The following is a 15,848-nucleotide window of genomic DNA, read 5'->3' as shown; positions in this document are numbered from 1 at the left end:
GGCCGTCTATCACGCGGCCGCGCCTGGCGGCCTGCCGGCGCATCTGCCGCCGCGTTTGCGGCGTTTCGTCGCAAAGCGCTGGGCGCCGGCCGGCGGGCCCACTACGATTGCTTCCGTTCATCCATTGACGTGTCCACATCGAACAGGAGCCTTCCATGATCACCGGCATCATTTCTCATACGCCCCTGTGGGTCTGGCCGCTGCTGGCCTTCCTGCTGTACCGCGGCTGGCAGGCCACGCGCGACCGCGAAACCCCGCTCTTCAAGGCGCTGGCCGTGCCGGTGGTGATGTTCGGGCTGTCGCTTTCCGGCCTGCTGCTCAGCTTCGGCGCGCATCCGGGCAATGCCCTGCTGGGCGCAGCCACGCTGCTGGCGACGGGTTGGCTCAGCTTCAGCAGCCGCGCCGCCGCCGCGATCCGGGTCGACACCGCCAACCACCGCATCGCCCAGCGCGGCAGCTGGCAGCCGCTGTTGCTGACCATCGGCATCTTCGGCGTGAAATACGCGGCGGCCGTGGCGCTGGCCCTGCATCCGCAGCTGGCGGCGGACCCCTGGTTCGCCTTGCCGCAGGCGGCGCTGTACGGGATGTTCGCGGGCGTGTTCGCCGGCCGTTTGTTGCGAATCCTGCATCTTTATCGCCGCGCGCTGTCCGGCGCGGGCGACACGCCGCCCGTCGCCGGCTGAGCCTGGCGGGAGCGACGGCGCAAAAAGGCGGGCAAGGCATGCCCTTCGGGCGCAAAGCGGCGCGGCAAGCCGGTATAATCTCGGCTGCTCAACCAATTTCAAGCGATTCCTCCGCGCGGCGCATGGCTTGCAGCCTGGCGCCGCGGCCGCTTCCGCTTTACCCGTCACTCCCATGCTCGCACAACAGAAACAAAGCATCTCCGACCTGTTCTCGTCCGCATTGAAGCCGCTGCTGGCCGGCACCGAGCTGCAGCCGACCATCACGCTGGAACGTCCGCGCGACGCCTCGCACGGCGATATCGCCTGCAACGTGGCGATGCAGCTGGCCAAGCCGCTGAAGAAGAACCCGCGCGAACTGGCGCAGGCCATCGTGGCCGCGGTGATGGCCGATCCGGCCCGCACCGGGCTGGTCGAGTCGGCCGAGATCGCCGGCCCCGGCTTCATCAACCTGCGCGTGGCCGCCGCCGCCAAGCAGGCGGTGGTCAAGGTCATCCACGAGCAGGGCGACGATTTCGGCAGGAGCCGCGCCGGCGAGGGCAAGAAGGTGCTGGTCGAGTTCGTCTCGGCCAACCCGACCGGTCCGCTGCACGTGGGCCACGGCCGCCAGGGCGCGCTGGGCGATGCGCTGTCGTCGCTGCTGGACGCGCAGGGCTACGACGTGCTGCGCGAGTTCTACTACAACGACGCCGGCGTGCAGATTTCCACGCTGGCCACCTCCGTGCAGGCGCGCGCCCGCGGCTTCAAGCCGGGTGACGCGCAGTGGCCGGAGTCGGCCTACAACGGCGACTACATCGGCGACATCGCGCGCGACTTCCTGGACAAGAAAACCGTCTCCGCCAGCGACGGCGAGCCCGCCACCGCCAGCGGCGACGTCGAGGACATCGAGTCGATCCGCCGTTTCGCCGTGGCCTACCTGCGCCACGAGCAGGACCTGGACCTGCAGGCCTTCGGCGTGAAGTTCGACAACTATTATCTCGAGTCCTCCCTGTACGCCGACGGCAAGGTGGCCGCCGCGGTCGACGCGCTGGTCAAGGCCGGCAAGACCTACGAGCAGGACGGCGCGCTGTGGCTGCGCACCACCGACTATGGCGACGACAAGGATCGCGTCATGAAGAAGACCGACGGCACCTATACCTACTTCGTGCCCGACGTCGCCTATCACATCAACAAATGGCAGCGCGGCTACGGCAAGGTCATCAACATCCAGGGCAGCGACCACCACGGCACCATCGCCCGCGTGCGCGCCGGCCTGCAGGCCGCCGGCGTGGGCATCCCGCAGGGCTACCCCGACTACGTGCTGCACAAGATGGTTACCGTCATGCGCAACGGCGAGGAGGTCAAGATCTCCAAGCGCGCCGGTTCCTACGTGACGCTGCGCGACCTGATCGAATGGTCGGCCGGCGAGGCGGTCGAGGGCGAGCCGCGCGACCTGACCCGCGGCCGCGACGCGGTGCGCTTCTTCCTGATCTCGCGCAAGGCCGACACCGAGTTCGTGTTCGACGTCGACCTGGCACTGGCGCAGTCCGACGAAAACCCGGTCTACTACGTGCAGTACGCCCACGCGCGCATCTGCACCGTGCTGGGCAAGTGGGGCGGCAACGAGGACGAGCTCAAGTCGGTGGCCGACCTGTCGCCGCTGACCGCACCGCGCGAAGCCACGCTGCTGGCCAAGCTGGCCGAGTACCCGGAAATGCTGGCGCACGCGCTGGCCGAGCTGGGTCCGCACCAGGTCGCCTTCTACCTGCGCGATCTGGCAGGCGAACTGCATAGCTACTACAATGCGGAACGCGTGCTGGTCGACGATGTCCCAACCAGGTCCGCGCGCCTGGCCCTGTTGGCCGCCACCCGCCAGGTGCTGCGCAATGGTCTGGCGTTGCTGGGCGTGTCGGCGCCGGCCCGCATGTAAACATCAAGCCGCTAAGCTAAAAGAGAAACGTGAAACAGTTGAACGCGAAACATCACAAGCAGGCCGGCGGCACGCTGCTGGGCCTGATCCTGGGTTTGATCGTCGGTCTGGGCATTGCCGTGGGCGTGGCGCTGATGATCACCAAGTCGCCCATTCCCTTCGTCAACAAGGTGGTGCGCCCCGAGCGCGCGGATCCGACGCCGGCGCAGGCGGCCGACCCGAACCGTCCGCTGTACGGCAACCGCGACATCGCGCGCGAAGCGGCCAAGGAGCAGCAGCAGTCGCAGACGCCGGTGCCGCCCAACACCGCCGCCGCCCAGCCGGCCGCCCCGGTGACGCCGGCGCCCGCACCGACGCCGGCGCCGTCCAAACAGGCTGAGTCCAAGGCGGCCGACGCCAAGCCGTCGGCCTCCGCTTCGGCCAAGAACGACGCCGCCGACGACAAGTGGACCTACTTCCTGCAGACCGGCGCCTTCCGCGACCAGAACGATGCCGAAAGCGCCCGCGCCAAGCTGGCGCTGCTCGGTTTCGAAGCCAAGGTCACCGAACGCACCGCCGACAGCGGCGTGCTGTACCGCGTACGCATCGGTCCCTTCGACCATGCCGAGGCGATGAACCGCACGCGCAGCAAGCTGTCTGATAACGGGGTCGATGCGGCGATCGTCCGCATTCCCAGGTAATCTGTAAAACATCAGGGGCGCGCCCGATCCGGTGTCAGGGGATAGCCGGGTCGAGGGTGCTCCGGGGCCGCGGCAGGACACCGGCCCTTGTCGAATATCCATCAGAGAAGGGTAATTTCATGCGTTTCTATCAACAGCTGCTGGCGGCGGTCAGCTTTGGCGTGCTGGCCCTGTCGGCCGGCGTGAATGCGTCGGCTTCGCCGGCCAATCCGCAGGTCGGCACCGACTACCGTGTGCTGGACCAGGCCCAGCCGACCGACTCCGGCAACAAGGTCGAGGTCACCGAGTTCTTCTGGTTCGACTGCCCGCACTGCGCGGCCTGGGATCCCTCGCTGACCGCATGGGTCAAGAAGCAGGGCGACAAGATCAACTTCAAGAAGGTGCCGGTGGCCTTCCGCGACAGCTTCGTGCCGCAGCAGAAGCTGTACTACACGCTCGAAGCCATGGGGCGTGAAGACCTGGTGCCGAAGATCTTCCAGGCCATCCACGTCGAAGGCCAGCGCGTCAATACCGACAAGACCATCTTGGCGTACATCGAGAAGGTCGGCGTCGACAAGCAGAAATTCCAGGACCTGTACAACTCCTTCGGCGTGCAGACCAAGGCCCGTCGCGCAGCCCAGCTGCAGGAAGCCTACAAGGTCGACGGCGTGCCGATGATCGCCATCGAAGGCCGTTACGTGACTTCGCCGGCCGTGGTCGGCGTGGCGCTGGCCAACCAGCCGGAGTCGATGCAGCAGGCCGCGGCGCTGCAGGTGATGGATCACTTGATCGCCAAGGCTGCCGCCGAGAAGGCGGCCGGCGGCAAGAAGAAGTAATCGCCCCAGACCGCAGAACGGTCCGCGTCCGCAAGGCCGCGGACCGTTTTCATTTCCAGCCATTCAAACCAATCAATACCGACGACGGGAGCAGGCATGGCGGCACATCAAGGCAATGCGGCGCGGCAGCGGGTCTTCCTGACCGGCGCCTCCAGCGGCATCGGCATGGCGCTGGCGCGCGCCTATGCGCAACAGGGCGCGGTGCTGGGACTGGTGGCGCGGCGCGCGGCCGAGCTGGAGGCGCTGCGCCAGAGCCTGCCCGATGCGCAGTCGCATCGCATCTACGCGCTGGACGTCACCGACCACGCGGCGCTGCAGGCGGCGGCCGACGCCTTCATGGATGAATTCGACGGCGCCGACGTGGTGATCGCCAACGCCGGCATCTCGCAAGGCACGCTGACCGAGTACCAGGAAGACCTGGCCGCTTTCGAACGCATCATGGCCGTCAACGTCACCGCCGCCTTCGCCACCTTCACGCCGTTCGTGGCGCGCATGAAGGCGCGGCCGCAAGACCAGCGCCGCCGCTGCCGGCTGGTCGGTATCGGCAGCGTGGCCGGCATCCGCGGCCTGCCCGGCGCCGAAGCCTACAGCGCCTCCAAGGCCGCCATGATCAGCTATTGCGAATCGCTGCGGGTGGAGCTGCGCGCCTCGGGCATCAGGGTGGTGACCATCGCCCCCGGCTACATCGACACGCCGATGACCAAGGTCAACCACTACCGCATGCCTTTCCTGATGCCGGTCGACACATTCGCCGAACGCGCGCGGCAGAGCATCGAGGACGGCGTCAGCTATCGCGTCATTCCCTGGCAGATGGGCGTGGTCGCCAAGCTGCTGAGGATGGCGCCGAACTGGCTGTACGATATGGCTTTCGCGCGCGCCCCGCACAAGCAGCGCAACCTGTAATTTTCGCGGCGGCACATCGCTCGCCGCGCCCGGAGTCTCCTATGAAGATCATCTTTGCCGGCACGCCGGAATTCGCCGCCGTCGCGCTCGAGGCGCTGTATGCCGCCGGCCATGACATCACGCTGGTGCTGACCCAGCCCGATCGCCCGGCCGGCCGCGGCATGCAGCTGCAGGCCTCGCCGGTCAAGCAATGCGCGCAGAAGCACGGCACGCCGGTGGCGCAGCCGGTATCGCTGCGCCTGAACGGCAAGTATCCCGAGGTGGCGAAGCAGGCGCATGCACTGCTGCAATCCACGCCGCACGACATCATGGTGGTGGCCGCCTACGGCCTGATCCTGCCCAGGAGCGTGCTGGACATCCCGCGCCTGGGTTGCATCAACATCCACGGCTCGCTGCTGCCGCGCTGGCGCGGCGCCGCGCCCATCCATCGCGCCATCGAGGCCGGCGACGCCGAGACCGGCATCACCATCATGCAGATGGAAGAGGGCCTGGATACCGGACCGATGATGTTGATCGAGAGCCTGCCGATCGCGGACGACGACACCACCGGCAGCCTGCACGACAAGCTGGCCGCGCTGGGCGGCAAGATGATCGTCGAGGCGATCGCCAGGCTGGAGCTGGGACAGCTGCCGGCCGTGCCGCAGCCGGAGGAGGGCGCCAACTACGCCGCCAAGATCGCCAAGGAAGAGGCCGCGCTCGATTTCAGCCTGGGCGCCGAACAGCTGGCGCGCCGCATCCGCGCCTTCAATCCCTTCCCGGGCGCCACCGGCCGCGTTGGCGAGACGGTGATCAAGCTGTGGCAGGCGCGCCCCGTCACGGTGGCGCAATCCGGCGCGCCGGGCGAGGTGTTGTCGGCCGATGCCCAGGGCGGCATCGTGGTGGCATGCGGCGAAGGCGCGCTGCTGCTGACCGAGCTGCAAAAGCCGGGCGGCAAGCGCCTGCCCGCATCGGAGTTCCTGAAAGGGTTTGCGCTGGAGGGCGCCCGCTTCAACTAAGGACAGGCGGCGCAGGACGGCGCGCCCGAAGCTGCCGCACAGTCATTTCAAATCGGGGGAGTCATGGACCAGTTGTCAGCGATGCGCGTGTTCCGGCAGGTGGTCGACGCCGGCGGTTTCTCGCGCGCGGGCGAGGCGCTGGACATGTCGCACAGCGTGGTCTCGCGCCAGGTGCGCTGGCTGGAAGAGACCCTGGGCGCGCAGCTGCTCAACCGCACCACGCGGCGCTTCGCCTTGACCGAAGTGGGGCTGGCCTATTACCGGCGCTGCGTGCAGATACTGGACCAGGTCGAAGACGCCACGCTGATGGTGCAGCACCATCAGAATCATCCGTCCGGGCTGCTGCGCATCAACGCGCCGATGGTGTTCGGCACGATGGAAGTGGGCAAGTGGCTGCCCGATTTCATGCGCCGCTATCCGGAGCTGAGAATCGACCTGGTGTGCAACGACCGCTTCGTCGACCTGATCGCCGAGGAGTTCGACGTCGGCCTGCGGATCACCCGCACGCTGCCGGATTCGACGCTGATGGCCAGGCGCCTGTCGGTCAGCGACATGGTGCTGGTGGCGGCGCCTTCCTACCTGGAGCGGCACGGCACGCCGTCGGTTCCGGCCGACCTGGTGCGGCACAACTATCTCGCCTATTCGCTGGCGCTGCAGACCACCGAACTCAGCTTCACCGACCCCGCCGGCGCACTGCTCAGCGTCGCCGTGCGCGGCAACCTGCAGGCCAATACCGGCATCGTGGTCTGCGACGCGGTGCGCGCGGGCATGGGCATCACCGCGTCGGCGTCCTTCGTGGTGCATGAAGACCTGCGGCGCGGCGACCTGGTGAAGCTGCTGCCCGGCTACCAGCTGCAGTCGCGCGATCTCTATGCGCTGTATCCGCAGAACCGCCACATGTCGCCCAAGGTGCGCGCCTTCATCGATTTCGTCAGCGAGTACTACGCGCAATTCCGTTGGCATTGCTGATTCGGGAAAAAAAACCGCGGACGTCCGCGGTTTTTTTCGTCTGCTTCTGCTTGCTTGCCGGCGGCTACTTGCCGTCGACGGGGACCATGTCGAAGTGGTCCGACTGGTACTGGAACAGCAGACAATCCTCGCCCTTCGCGCAGCCGCTGTAGTGCGGCATGCCGGCCGGCAAGTTGTAGAACGAGCCCGCCGGATAGTCGCTGCGCTTGCCGTCGATGACCGCGTAGAAACTGCCCCTGATGACCACGGTGGGCAGGTTGCGGGTATGCAGGTGATAGGGATTGTCCTTGCCGGCCGGGAAGATCACGAAGGCCTCGTACGCGCCCTTTCCGGTGAGGCTGCCGCGCACGTCCGCGACCTGGATGCCGCCGCTGCCCGGCAGTTCGCGCCAGGTCAGTTGGGCGGCCGGGAACGAGACCAGCGGCCGGGGCGCCGCTTCGTGCGGCTGCTTCTCCGCTTGCGCGGCTGGTGTGGCCATTATGAAGGCCGCGCCCAGGGCGGCGGTGATCAGGGCGATTGCAGTGATGCGATGCATGAGGGGTGTCCTGGTGGTTGTCGTATGGCGATCCGCGATCGGGTGACGCGCCTGCTATGGCGATCAGCGCACCGGCAGGTCGAGGATGGCGTCGGTGCGCATGACCGCGCCGAAGGTGTCGGCGATGGTCGCCAGCGATGCGCGGTGCAGTTCCGCGTGGCCGACGGTGCCGCCGCCGGGCAGGTCGATGTCGCGGGTGGCCGATGCATCGGCGGCGACGATCACCTCGAAGCCCGCCGGCGCCGCATCGCGGGCGGCGCCGGCGACGCAGGCGTGGGTCATCAGGCCGGCGATGATCAGGGTCTTGACGCCGGCCGACTTGAGCTGCGCATCGATGTCGGTGCCCTGGAACACGCTGACGTTGGACTTCTGCACGATCCGGTGGTGGGGCGCCGGTTGGAGCTCCGGATGGAAGGCTGCGGCGGGACTGTCTGCGGCGAAGATCGGCGTGCCCGGCGGCGTCACATGCTGCACGTGATAGACCGGCATCAGGTGCCGGTCGGCCAGCGCCACCAGGCGCCGGGCTTGCTCCAGCGCCTGCCTGCCGTCGGGGATCGGCATCCGGCCGCTGAAGTATTCGTTCTGGAAATCGATCACCAGCAGCGCGGTGCTGGCGGCGTCAAGCGAGACCGGGGCGCAGGCGCCGGTGATGGTCATGATGGTCGGGTGTGGCATGCGATGCTCCTGGCGGGTTAAGGACAGGACGCAGCATAGGCAAGCCGGCGCGACGGCGACAGTAGCGGGCGGCCACAATATTTGTGCGCGCACGGCACAAATCAAAGCCCGGTCTTTGCGGGCATCACACTACCGCAACAGCTCGCGGCGGGTCGTCACGGCACCGGCAGCGGGCTGGCCGGCTTGATCTCTTCCATGCACACCATCGAGCGCACGCCGGCCACGCCGGGCACCTGCATCAGGCGGTCGGTGAGAAAGGCGGACAGGCTCTTCAGGTCCGCCGCCGCCACCTTGAGCAAATAGTCGAAGTCGCCGGAGATGGTGTAGCACTCCAGAATCTCGGGAAACTGCCGGATCGCCTTTTCCACGCTGCGCACCTGCTTGAACTGCTCGCGCGCCAGGCTGAGGCTGACGAAGGCGATCACGCCCAGGCCCAGCGCGGCCGGCTCCACCTGCGCCGCGTAGCCGCGGATGACGCCCTCCTGTTCCAGCCGTTGGACCCGCCGATAGCACTGTGGCGGCGACAGGTTCACGCGTTCGGACAACTCCACGTTGCTGGCCCGGCCGTTCGCCTGCAGGGTTTCCAGGATGATGCGGTCGAAACGATCGAATTTTTCCATGATGGCAGCCGTGAAGAAAGAATCTTGCGTATTTTAAGTAAATTGAGAATAAAAACGAAAAGAAATTTCCGGTGAATGAACCTATCATGTATTCATGCAATGAACCGCGGGGCTGCGTTGCGTTCTACACAGGAAGCGCTCCGCCAAGTCCTGCAGGGAGGCGTCATGAACGCACGCATCAGCAATCCGCACGTCGAGCTGGAAGAGCGCTACTGCGCGCACAACTACGCGCCGCTGCCGGTGGTGCTCAGCCGGGGCGAAGGCGTCTGGTTGTGGGACGACCACGGGCGGCGCTACCTGGACATGATGTCGGCCTATTCGGCGGTGAGCTTCGGCCATGCCCATCCGCGGCTGGTGGCCGCGCTGGCCGGACAGGCGCGGCGGCTGGCGGTGACGTCGCGCGCTTTCTACAGCGACCGGCTCGGGCTGTTCCTGCAGCGGCTGTGCGAGATGACGGCCATGCCGCGCGCGCTGCCGATGAACAGTGGCGCCGAAGCGGTCGAGACCGCCATCAAGGCCGCGCGCAAATGGGGCTATCGGCGCCGCGGCGTGCCTGACGGACAGGCCCGCATCGTGGTGTGCCGGGGCAACTTCGCCGGGCGCACCACGACCATCGTCGGCTTTTCATCGGAGGCGCAATACCGCGACGGATTCGGCCCCTTCGACGGCGGTTTCGACAGCGTGCCTTTCGGCGACGCCGAGGCGCTGGAGGCGGCCATCACGCCGCATACCGTGGCATTCCTGGTGGAGCCGATCCAGGGCGAAGGGGGGATCGTGACGCCGCCGGACGGCTACCTGCGCCGCTGCCGCGAGATCTGTTCGCGCCACGGCGTGCTGATGATCTGCGACGAAGTGCAGACCGGGCTGGGCCGCACCGGCAAGTTGCTGGCCTGCGACCACGAGGGTATCCGGCCCGACGGCCTGGTGCTGGGCAAGGCGCTGGGCGGAGGTCTGCTGCCGGTGTCGGCGTTCCTGGCGAGCAACGAGGTCATGGAAGTATTTGCGCCGGGCGACCACGGCAGCACCTTCGGCGGCAATGCATTGTCGGCGGCGGTCGGATACGAAGCGCTGGGCCTGCTGCAGGACGGCGAGCTGTTCGCCAACACCCGCGAGCAGGGCCATCGCCTGGCCGAGGGCCTGCGCCGCATCCAGCATCCGGCGCTGCGCGAGATACGGGGGCGCGGCCTGATGCTGGGCATGGAGCTGGACCCGCGCTTCATCCGCGCGCGCACCTTCTGCGAGCGCCTGATGACTTGCGGCGTGCTCAGCAAGGAAACCCACGAGACCGTGGTGCGCCTGGCGCCGCCGCTGGTGATCGGCTCGGAAGAAACCGATTTCGCCCTGCAGGCCATCCGCGACGTGTTCCAGGGTTTGCCGCACCACCACGCATGACGCCGGATGCATTGAATCCGGCATCGACGGTCGCAGAAGCACCAGATCCACGCCAACAAGGAGAACAAACATGAAACAGCAACGCCACGAAGCCTTCCTCATGTGCCCGCCCGCGCACTTCGAGGTGTCGTACGTGATCAATCCCTGGATGGAAGGCAATGTCGCGCATGCCGACCTGTCGCTGGCCCAGCGCCAGTGGCGCGCGCTGCGGGACGGCCTGGCGCAGGTGGCGCAGGTGCGCGAGATGCCTGCCGCGGCCGGCGTGCCGGACATGGTGTTCACCGCCAACGGCGGCCTGGTGCTGGAAGATGCGGTAGTGCTCTCGCGCTTTCGCCATGTCGAGCGCCAGGACGAGGAGCCGCGCTTCAAGGCCTGGTTCGAGTCGCAGGGCCTGCGCGTGCTGAGCATGCCTGCGCACATTCCCTTCGAAGGCGCCGGCGACGCCCTGCTGGACCGCCAGGCCGAGCTGCTGTGGATGGGCTATGGCCATCGCACCGATGTGCGCGCCGCGCCACTGATCGCCGGCTGGCTGGAGATCGAGGTGCAGTCGCTGCAACTGGTCGATCCGCGCTTCTACCACCTGGACACCTGCTTCTGCCCGCTGGCGGGCGGCTACCTGATGTACTACCCGACCGCCTTCGACGCCGCCTCGCAAAAGGCCATCGCCGCGCGGGTGCCGGAACATCGCCGCATCGTGGTGGGCGAGGAGGACGCCCTGGCCTTCGCCTGCAATACCGTCAACAGCGCCGGCCATGTGTTTCTCAACCGCGCCTCGCCGGCGCTGCGCGCCAGGCTGGAGCAGGCCGGGTTCGAGGTCCACGAGACGCCGTTGTCGGAGTTCATGAAGGCCGGCGGCGCCGCCAAATGCCTGACGCTGAAGCTGACCGAGCCGCGTCGGCGCGCGGCCAATGCGCCGATGCGCGGCGAGCCCAAGGAGCGGCGCAGCGCCTGACCCGACATGCCATGCCGGTAAAAAAAGCCTCGCCGTCATCTGCGGCGAGGCCTTTGTCATGGGATTGGGTGCAGGCGTCAGCCGTGCTGCGCCAGCACCTGCGGCAGGTGCCGCCAGAACAGCTCGGCACCGAGATGCACCTTGGCTTCCCAGTCCATCGCCGCCTCGTCGTCGGCGCCGTCGGTGATGAACTTGAAGGCGCGCCAGGGGACGCCGAAGTGGCGGCACACGCGGGCGATGGCGAACAGCTCCATGTCCACCAGGTCGACCTCCTGTTGCAGCAGCCAGTCGTCGGCGGCGGTGACGAAGCTGTCGCCGGTGCCGCACACCACGCCCGGATGGCCGGACTCAAGCCGCGCCGGCTGCTCGTGCTGCGGCATCAGCGGCGTGACCCCGCGCGGGGCCAGCGGCATGGCCATCATGTCGCGCTGGAGCACGGTCGAGATTTCCAGCAGCCCGTCGTGCAGCGGATCGATCTTGCCTGCCGTGCCGAAGTTGATGACCAGCCGCGGCCGGCGCTCGATGATGGCCTGGGCCGCGCACAGGGCGGCGTTGACCTTGCCCACGCCGCAGTAGACGACGTCCACGCCGGCCGGTGCGTCGGCGGCGTCGAGTTCGTTGGGCAGGGCGGTGAGGATGAGGATAGGGCTGGTTGGCATGAAAAATTGCTTTTTTGAAATGTTTTGCGAAAGCCGCGAGCCGGGTTGAAATCGGGGAGCGGCGCGGCGTTGACGTATAATTTACGTCTATTTTCGCCCATGAAACCGGTCTTCCGACGGCCGGTTTTTTTGTCCCGGCGATCCGGGACGACACGGGCCGCATTTTTGCCGAAACAAGAGAAGAACGCCAGATGAAGCCGAACGAACTCTGCCAGACCGAATTGCTGCTGCGCGACCTGATGTCCAGGCGCATCCTGATCCTCGACGGCGCCATGGGCACCATGATCCAGCAATACAAGCTGACCGAGGAAGATTACCGCGGCGAGCGTTTCGCCGACTTCAGCGTTCCCGGCAAGGAGCTGTTCGTCAAGGGCAACAACGAACTGCTGTCGCTGACCCAGCCGCACATCATCCAGGAAATCCACGAGCAGTACCTGGCCGCCGGCGCCGACCTGATCGAGACCAACACCTTCGGCGCCACCGGCGTGGCCCAGGACGACTATCACATGGCCCATCTGGTCTATGAGATGAACCTGAAGTCGGCCCAGCTGGCGCGCGCCGCCTGCGACAAGTATTCGACGCCGGACAAGCCGCGCTTTGTCGCCGGCGCCCTCGGCCCCACGCCCAAGACCGCCTCGATCTCGCCGGACGTCAACGACCCGGCCGCGCGCAACGTCAGCTTCGACCAGTTGGTCGCGTCCTACCTGGAGCAGACCCGCGCGCTGGTCGAGGGCGGCGCCGACGTGCTGCTGGTCGAGACCATCTTCGACACCCTGAACTGCAAGGCCGCGCTGTTCGCCATCGACACCTTCTTCGACGAGACCGGCAAGCGCCTGCCGATCATGATCTCCGGCACCGTCACCGACGCCTCCGGCCGCATCCTGTCGGGCCAGACCGTGACCGCGTTCTGGAACTCCATCCGCCACGCGCGTCCGCTGACCGTGGGCCTGAACTGCGCGCTGGGTGCGGCGCTGATGCGCCCCTACGCGGAAGAGCTGTCCAAGATCGCCGACACCTTCGTCTGCATCTATCCCAACGCCGGCCTGCCCAACCCGATGAGCGACACCGGCTTCGACGAGACGCCGGACGTCACCTCCGCGTTGCTCAAGGAGTTCGCCGAGAGCGGCTTCGTGAACGTGGCCGGCGGCTGCTGCGGCACCACGCCGCCGCACATCAAGGCCATCGCCGAGACGGTCGCCTCGATCGCTCCGCGCAAGATTCCCGAGGCCACGCACGAGATGCGCCTGTCCGGCCTGGAGCCGTTCACCATCAACGAGCAGTCGCTGTTCGTCAACGTCGGCGAGCGCACCAACGTCACCGGCTCCAAGGCGTTCGCCCGCCTGATCCTGAATGAGCAATACGACGAGGCCCTGGCCGTGGCGCGCCAGCAGGTGGAGAACGGCGCCCAGGTGATCGACATCAACATGGACGAGGCGATGCTGGACTCGGTCGCCGCCATGACGCGCTTCCTCAACCTGATCGCCTCCGAGCCCGACATCGCGCGCGTGCCCATCATGATCGACTCCTCCAAGTGGGAAGTCATCGAGGCCGGCCTGAAGTGCGTGCAGGGCAAGTCCATCGTCAACTCCATCTCGATGAAGGAAGGCGAAGAGAAATTCCTGCACGAGGCCAAGCTGTGCCGCCGCTACGGCGCTGCGGTGATCGTGATGGCCTTCGACGAGGTTGGCCAGGCCGACACCTTCGCCCGCAAGATCGAGATCTGCGAACGCGCCTATCGCCTGCTGGTGGACAAGGTCGGCTTCCCGCCCGAAGACATCATCTTCGACCCCAACATCTTCGCGGTGGCAACCGGCATCGAGGAGCACAACAACTACGCGGTCGACTTCATCGAAGCCACCCGCTGGATCCACGACAACCTGCCCTACGCCAAGATCAGCGGCGGCGTCTCCAACGTCTCCTTCAGCTTCCGCGGCAACGACCCGGCGCGCGAGGCGATCCACACCGTGTTCCTGTATCACGCCATCAAGGCCGGCATGACCATGGGCATCGTCAACGCCGGCATGATCGGCGTCTACGACGACCTGCCGGCGCAACTGCGCGAGGCGGTGGAAGACGTGGTGCTGAACCGCCGCCCGGATGCGACCGAACGCATGATCGAGATCGCCGCCACCCTCAAGGCCGGCGACAAGAAGGAAGAAGCCACGCTGGAGTGGCGCAACGGCAGCGTGGAGCAGCGCCTGTCGCACGCGCTGGTGCACGGCATTACGCAGTGGATCGTGGAAGATACCGAAGAGGCGCGCCAGAAGGTGGCCGCCTCGGGCGGACGTCCCATCCACGTCATCGAAGGCCCGTTGATGGACGGCATGAACGTGGTCGGCGACCTGTTCGGCCAGGGCAAGATGTTCCTGCCGCAGGTGGTCAAGTCGGCGCGCGTGATGAAGCAGGCCGTGGCCCACCTGGTGCCCTTCATCGAGGAAGAAAAGCGCCAGCTCGAGATCGAGACCGGCGTGGTCGCCAAGCCCAAGGGTAAGATCGTGATCGCCACCGTCAAGGGCGACGTGCACGACATCGGCAAGAACATCGTCACCGTGGTCCTCCAGTGCAACAACTTCGAGGTGGTGAACATGGGCGTGATGGTGCCGTGCTCGCAGATTCTGGCCCGTGCCAAGGAAGAGAACGCGGACATCATCGGCCTGTCCGGCCTGATCACGCCCTCGCTGGAAGAGATGGCCTACGTCGCCAAGGAGATGCAGCGCGACCCGTATTTTTCCGGCGTGAAGATGCCGCTGCTGATCGGCGGCGCCACCACCTCGCGCGCCCACACGGCGGTGAAGATCGCGCCCAACTACGACGGCCCGGTGGTCTACGTGCCTGACGCCTCGCGCGCCGTGTCGGTGGCGCAGTCGCTGCTCACGCCCGAGCAGAAGGACCAGTACATCGCCGACATCAACACCGACTACGACCGCATCCGCGAGCAGCACGCCAACAAGAAGGCGGCGCCGATGCTGGCGCTGGCCGCCGCGCGCGCCAACAAGACCAAACTGGACTACGCCCCGGTCAAGCCCAAGTTCATTGGCCGCCGCGTGTTCAAGAACGTCGACCTGGGCCTGCTGGCCAACTACATCGACTGGGGCCCGTTCTTCCAGACCTGGGATCTGGCTGGCCCGTATCCGGCCATCCTGAGCGATGAAGTGGTGGGCGAGGCCGCCACCAAGGTGTTCGCCGAAGCGCAGGCGATGCTCAAGAAGATCGTCGACGGCCGCTGGCTGACCGCCAACGGCGTGGTGTCGCTGCTGCCGGCCAATACCGTCAACGACGACGACATCGAGATCTACACCGACGACACCCGCAGCCAGGTCGCCTTCACCTACTACGGCCTGCGCCAGCAGACCGAGAAGCCGGTGGTCGATGGCGTGGCGCGCCCGAACCAGTGCCTGTCCGACTTCATCGCGCCCAAGGAATCCGGCATCAAGGATTACATCGGCTTGTTTGCCGTGACCTCCGGCCTGGGCATCGAGAAGCACGAAAAGCGCTTCGAGGACGCGCACGACGACTACTCGTCCATCATGCTCAAGGCGCTGGCCGACCGCCTGGCAGAAGCCTTCGCCGAATACCTGCACGAGCGCGTGCGCAAGGACCTGTGGGGCTACGTGCCGGACGAGCAGCTGTCCAACGTCGATCTGATCAAGGAAAAATACGTCGGCATCCGCCCGGCGCCGGGTTATCCGGCCTGCCCGGAGCATACGGTCAAGGTCGATGCCTTCCGCGTCATGCAGTGCGAGGAAATCGGCATGCAGCTCACCGAGTCCTATGCCATGTTCCCCGGCGCGGCGGTATCGGGCTTCTACTTCGCCCATCCGCAGTCCAAGTATTTCGTGGTGGGCAAGATCGGCGAGGATCAGGTCGACGACATGGCCCAGCGGCGCGGTGTACCCAAGGATGAAGTCGAGCGCTGGCTGGCGCCGAACCTGTAAGGCGTCGTTGCCGGTTTTGGACGCCGGGCCGGCGGGTTTGCCGCAGTGTTGCAAGCCGTCGGCCCGGACTTGAATTCGGCTGCCGTCCTGCTATCATCCTCGCCCGCCGTCCTGCTATCATCCAGCAAA

Annotated in this window: 14 protein-coding genes; 10 read left to right on the top strand and 4 right to left on the bottom strand. The window is 66.7% G+C overall.

What is annotated here, in order from left to right:
• Positions 1 to 137: 137 nt before the first annotated feature.
• The 7 genes from CEJ42_RS15675 to CEJ42_RS15645 all read left to right on the top strand — a co-directional run bounded on the left by CEJ42_RS15675 (position 138) and on the right by CEJ42_RS15645 (position 6,951).
• Positions 138 to 683 (top strand): DUF6622 family protein, encoded by a 546-nt coding sequence (locus CEJ42_RS15675; RefSeq protein WP_338064260.1) that lies wholly within the window; start codon positions 138 to 140, stop codon positions 681 to 683.
• Positions 684 to 855: 172 nt separating this feature from the next.
• Positions 856 to 2,589, top strand: a complete 1,734-nt coding sequence (gene argS, locus CEJ42_RS15670; protein ID WP_088751718.1) for an arginine--tRNA ligase — start codon at positions 856 to 858, stop codon at positions 2,587 to 2,589.
• A 29-nt stretch (positions 2,590 to 2,618) separates the two neighbouring features.
• Positions 2,619 to 3,269, top strand: a complete 651-nt coding sequence (locus CEJ42_RS15665; protein WP_088751717.1) for an SPOR domain-containing protein — start codon at positions 2,619 to 2,621, stop codon at positions 3,267 to 3,269.
• 119 nt (positions 3,270 to 3,388) lie between these two features.
• The gene (locus tag CEJ42_RS15660) at positions 3,389 to 4,084 is read left to right on the top strand and encodes a thiol:disulfide interchange protein DsbA/DsbL (protein ID WP_079217899.1); all 696 of its coding nucleotides are present in this window, start codon (positions 3,389 to 3,391) and stop codon (positions 4,082 to 4,084) included.
• Between the two features lie 96 nt (positions 4,085 to 4,180).
• A complete protein-coding gene (locus CEJ42_RS15655; protein WP_088751716.1) occupies positions 4,181 to 4,987 on the top strand; it encodes an SDR family oxidoreductase in 807 nt (268 codons plus the stop codon).
• A 41-nt stretch (positions 4,988 to 5,028) separates the two neighbouring features.
• Positions 5,029 to 5,982: a methionyl-tRNA formyltransferase gene (gene fmt / locus CEJ42_RS15650; RefSeq protein ID WP_088751715.1), complete on the top strand. Its 954-nt coding sequence runs from the start codon at positions 5,029 to 5,031 to the stop codon at positions 5,980 to 5,982.
• 63 nt (positions 5,983 to 6,045) lie between these two features.
• Positions 6,046 to 6,951, top strand: coding sequence for a LysR family transcriptional regulator (locus tag CEJ42_RS15645; protein WP_088751714.1), 906 nt, complete (start codon positions 6,046 to 6,048; stop codon positions 6,949 to 6,951).
• Between the two features lie 64 nt (positions 6,952 to 7,015).
• Here the strand turns inward: CEJ42_RS15645 and CEJ42_RS15640 are convergent, their stop codons facing one another.
• The 3 genes from CEJ42_RS15640 to CEJ42_RS15630 form a co-directional block, all read right to left on the bottom strand.
• Positions 7,016 to 7,486: a cupin domain-containing protein gene (locus CEJ42_RS15640; protein WP_088751713.1), complete on the bottom strand. Its 471-nt coding sequence runs from the start codon at positions 7,484 to 7,486 to the stop codon at positions 7,016 to 7,018.
• 63 nt (positions 7,487 to 7,549) lie between these two features.
• On the bottom strand, positions 7,550 to 8,161 hold the full coding sequence (locus CEJ42_RS15635; protein WP_088751712.1) for a cysteine hydrolase family protein: 612 nt from the start codon (positions 8,159 to 8,161) through the stop codon (positions 7,550 to 7,552).
• A 155-nt stretch (positions 8,162 to 8,316) separates the two neighbouring features.
• Positions 8,317 to 8,781: an Lrp/AsnC family transcriptional regulator gene (locus tag CEJ42_RS15630; protein ID WP_079217905.1), complete on the bottom strand. Its 465-nt coding sequence runs from the start codon at positions 8,779 to 8,781 to the stop codon at positions 8,317 to 8,319.
• A gap of 165 nt (positions 8,782 to 8,946) precedes the next feature.
• On the opposite strand from CEJ42_RS15630, the gene rocD reads away from it, so the two are divergent.
• Together rocD and CEJ42_RS15620 are read left to right on the top strand one after the other, a co-directional pair.
• Positions 8,947 to 10,173: an ornithine--oxo-acid transaminase gene (gene rocD, locus CEJ42_RS15625; RefSeq protein ID WP_079217906.1), complete on the top strand. Its 1,227-nt coding sequence runs from the start codon at positions 8,947 to 8,949 to the stop codon at positions 10,171 to 10,173.
• 70 nt (positions 10,174 to 10,243) lie between these two features.
• Positions 10,244 to 11,125: a dimethylarginine dimethylaminohydrolase family protein gene (locus tag CEJ42_RS15620; protein ID WP_088751711.1), complete on the top strand. Its 882-nt coding sequence runs from the start codon at positions 10,244 to 10,246 to the stop codon at positions 11,123 to 11,125.
• A 77-nt stretch (positions 11,126 to 11,202) separates the two neighbouring features.
• On the opposite strand, the gene CEJ42_RS15615 is transcribed toward CEJ42_RS15620, so the two are convergent.
• The gene (locus CEJ42_RS15615) at positions 11,203 to 11,784 is read right to left on the bottom strand and encodes a phosphorylase family protein (RefSeq protein ID WP_088751710.1); all 582 of its coding nucleotides are present in this window, start codon (positions 11,782 to 11,784) and stop codon (positions 11,203 to 11,205) included.
• Positions 11,785 to 11,975: 191 nt separating this feature from the next.
• Between CEJ42_RS15615 and metH the strand changes: the two genes are divergently transcribed.
• Complete coding sequence (gene metH / locus CEJ42_RS15610) at positions 11,976 to 15,719, top strand: methionine synthase (protein ID WP_088751709.1); 3,744 nt, start codon at positions 11,976 to 11,978, stop codon at positions 15,717 to 15,719.
• Positions 15,720 to 15,848: the final 129 nt, after the last annotated feature.

Origin of the sequence: Herbaspirillum robiniae (assembly GCF_002213415.1) — a bacterium.
GTDB classification, from domain to species: Bacteria; Pseudomonadota; Gammaproteobacteria; order Burkholderiales; family Burkholderiaceae_D; genus Herbaspirillum; species Herbaspirillum robiniae.
Note: the sequence above shows the minus strand (reverse complement) of the source record. Positions and strands in the feature narration are given on the sequence as shown.

What these genes read in the sequence shown, in the direction of transcription:
- argS (WP_088751718.1), top strand. Translation starts at nt 856, where the DNA reads ATGCTCGCACAACAGAAACAAAGCATCTCCGACCTGTTCTCGTCCGCA.
- CEJ42_RS15660 (WP_079217899.1), top strand. Translation starts at nt 3,389, where the DNA reads ATGCGTTTCTATCAACAGCTGCTGGCGGCGGTCAGCTTTGGCGTGCTG.
- CEJ42_RS15655 (WP_088751716.1), top strand. Translation starts at nt 4,181, where the DNA reads ATGGCGGCACATCAAGGCAATGCGGCGCGGCAGCGGGTCTTCCTGACC.
- fmt (WP_088751715.1), top strand. Translation starts at nt 5,029, where the DNA reads ATGAAGATCATCTTTGCCGGCACGCCGGAATTCGCCGCCGTCGCGCTC.
- CEJ42_RS15645 (WP_088751714.1), top strand. Translation starts at nt 6,046, where the DNA reads ATGGACCAGTTGTCAGCGATGCGCGTGTTCCGGCAGGTGGTCGACGCC.
- CEJ42_RS15640 (WP_088751713.1), bottom strand. Translation starts at nt 7,486, where the DNA reads ATGCATCGCATCACTGCAATCGCCCTGATCACCGCCGCCCTGGGCGCG.
- CEJ42_RS15635 (WP_088751712.1), bottom strand. Translation starts at nt 8,161, where the DNA reads ATGCCACACCCGACCATCATGACCATCACCGGCGCCTGCGCCCCGGTC.
- CEJ42_RS15630 (WP_079217905.1), bottom strand. Translation starts at nt 8,781, where the DNA reads ATGGAAAAATTCGATCGTTTCGACCGCATCATCCTGGAAACCCTGCAG.
- rocD (WP_079217906.1), top strand. Translation starts at nt 8,947, where the DNA reads ATGAACGCACGCATCAGCAATCCGCACGTCGAGCTGGAAGAGCGCTAC.
- CEJ42_RS15620 (WP_088751711.1), top strand. Translation starts at nt 10,244, where the DNA reads ATGAAACAGCAACGCCACGAAGCCTTCCTCATGTGCCCGCCCGCGCAC.
- CEJ42_RS15615 (WP_088751710.1), bottom strand. Translation starts at nt 11,784, where the DNA reads ATGCCAACCAGCCCTATCCTCATCCTCACCGCCCTGCCCAACGAACTC.
- metH (WP_088751709.1), top strand. Translation starts at nt 11,976, where the DNA reads ATGAAGCCGAACGAACTCTGCCAGACCGAATTGCTGCTGCGCGACCTG.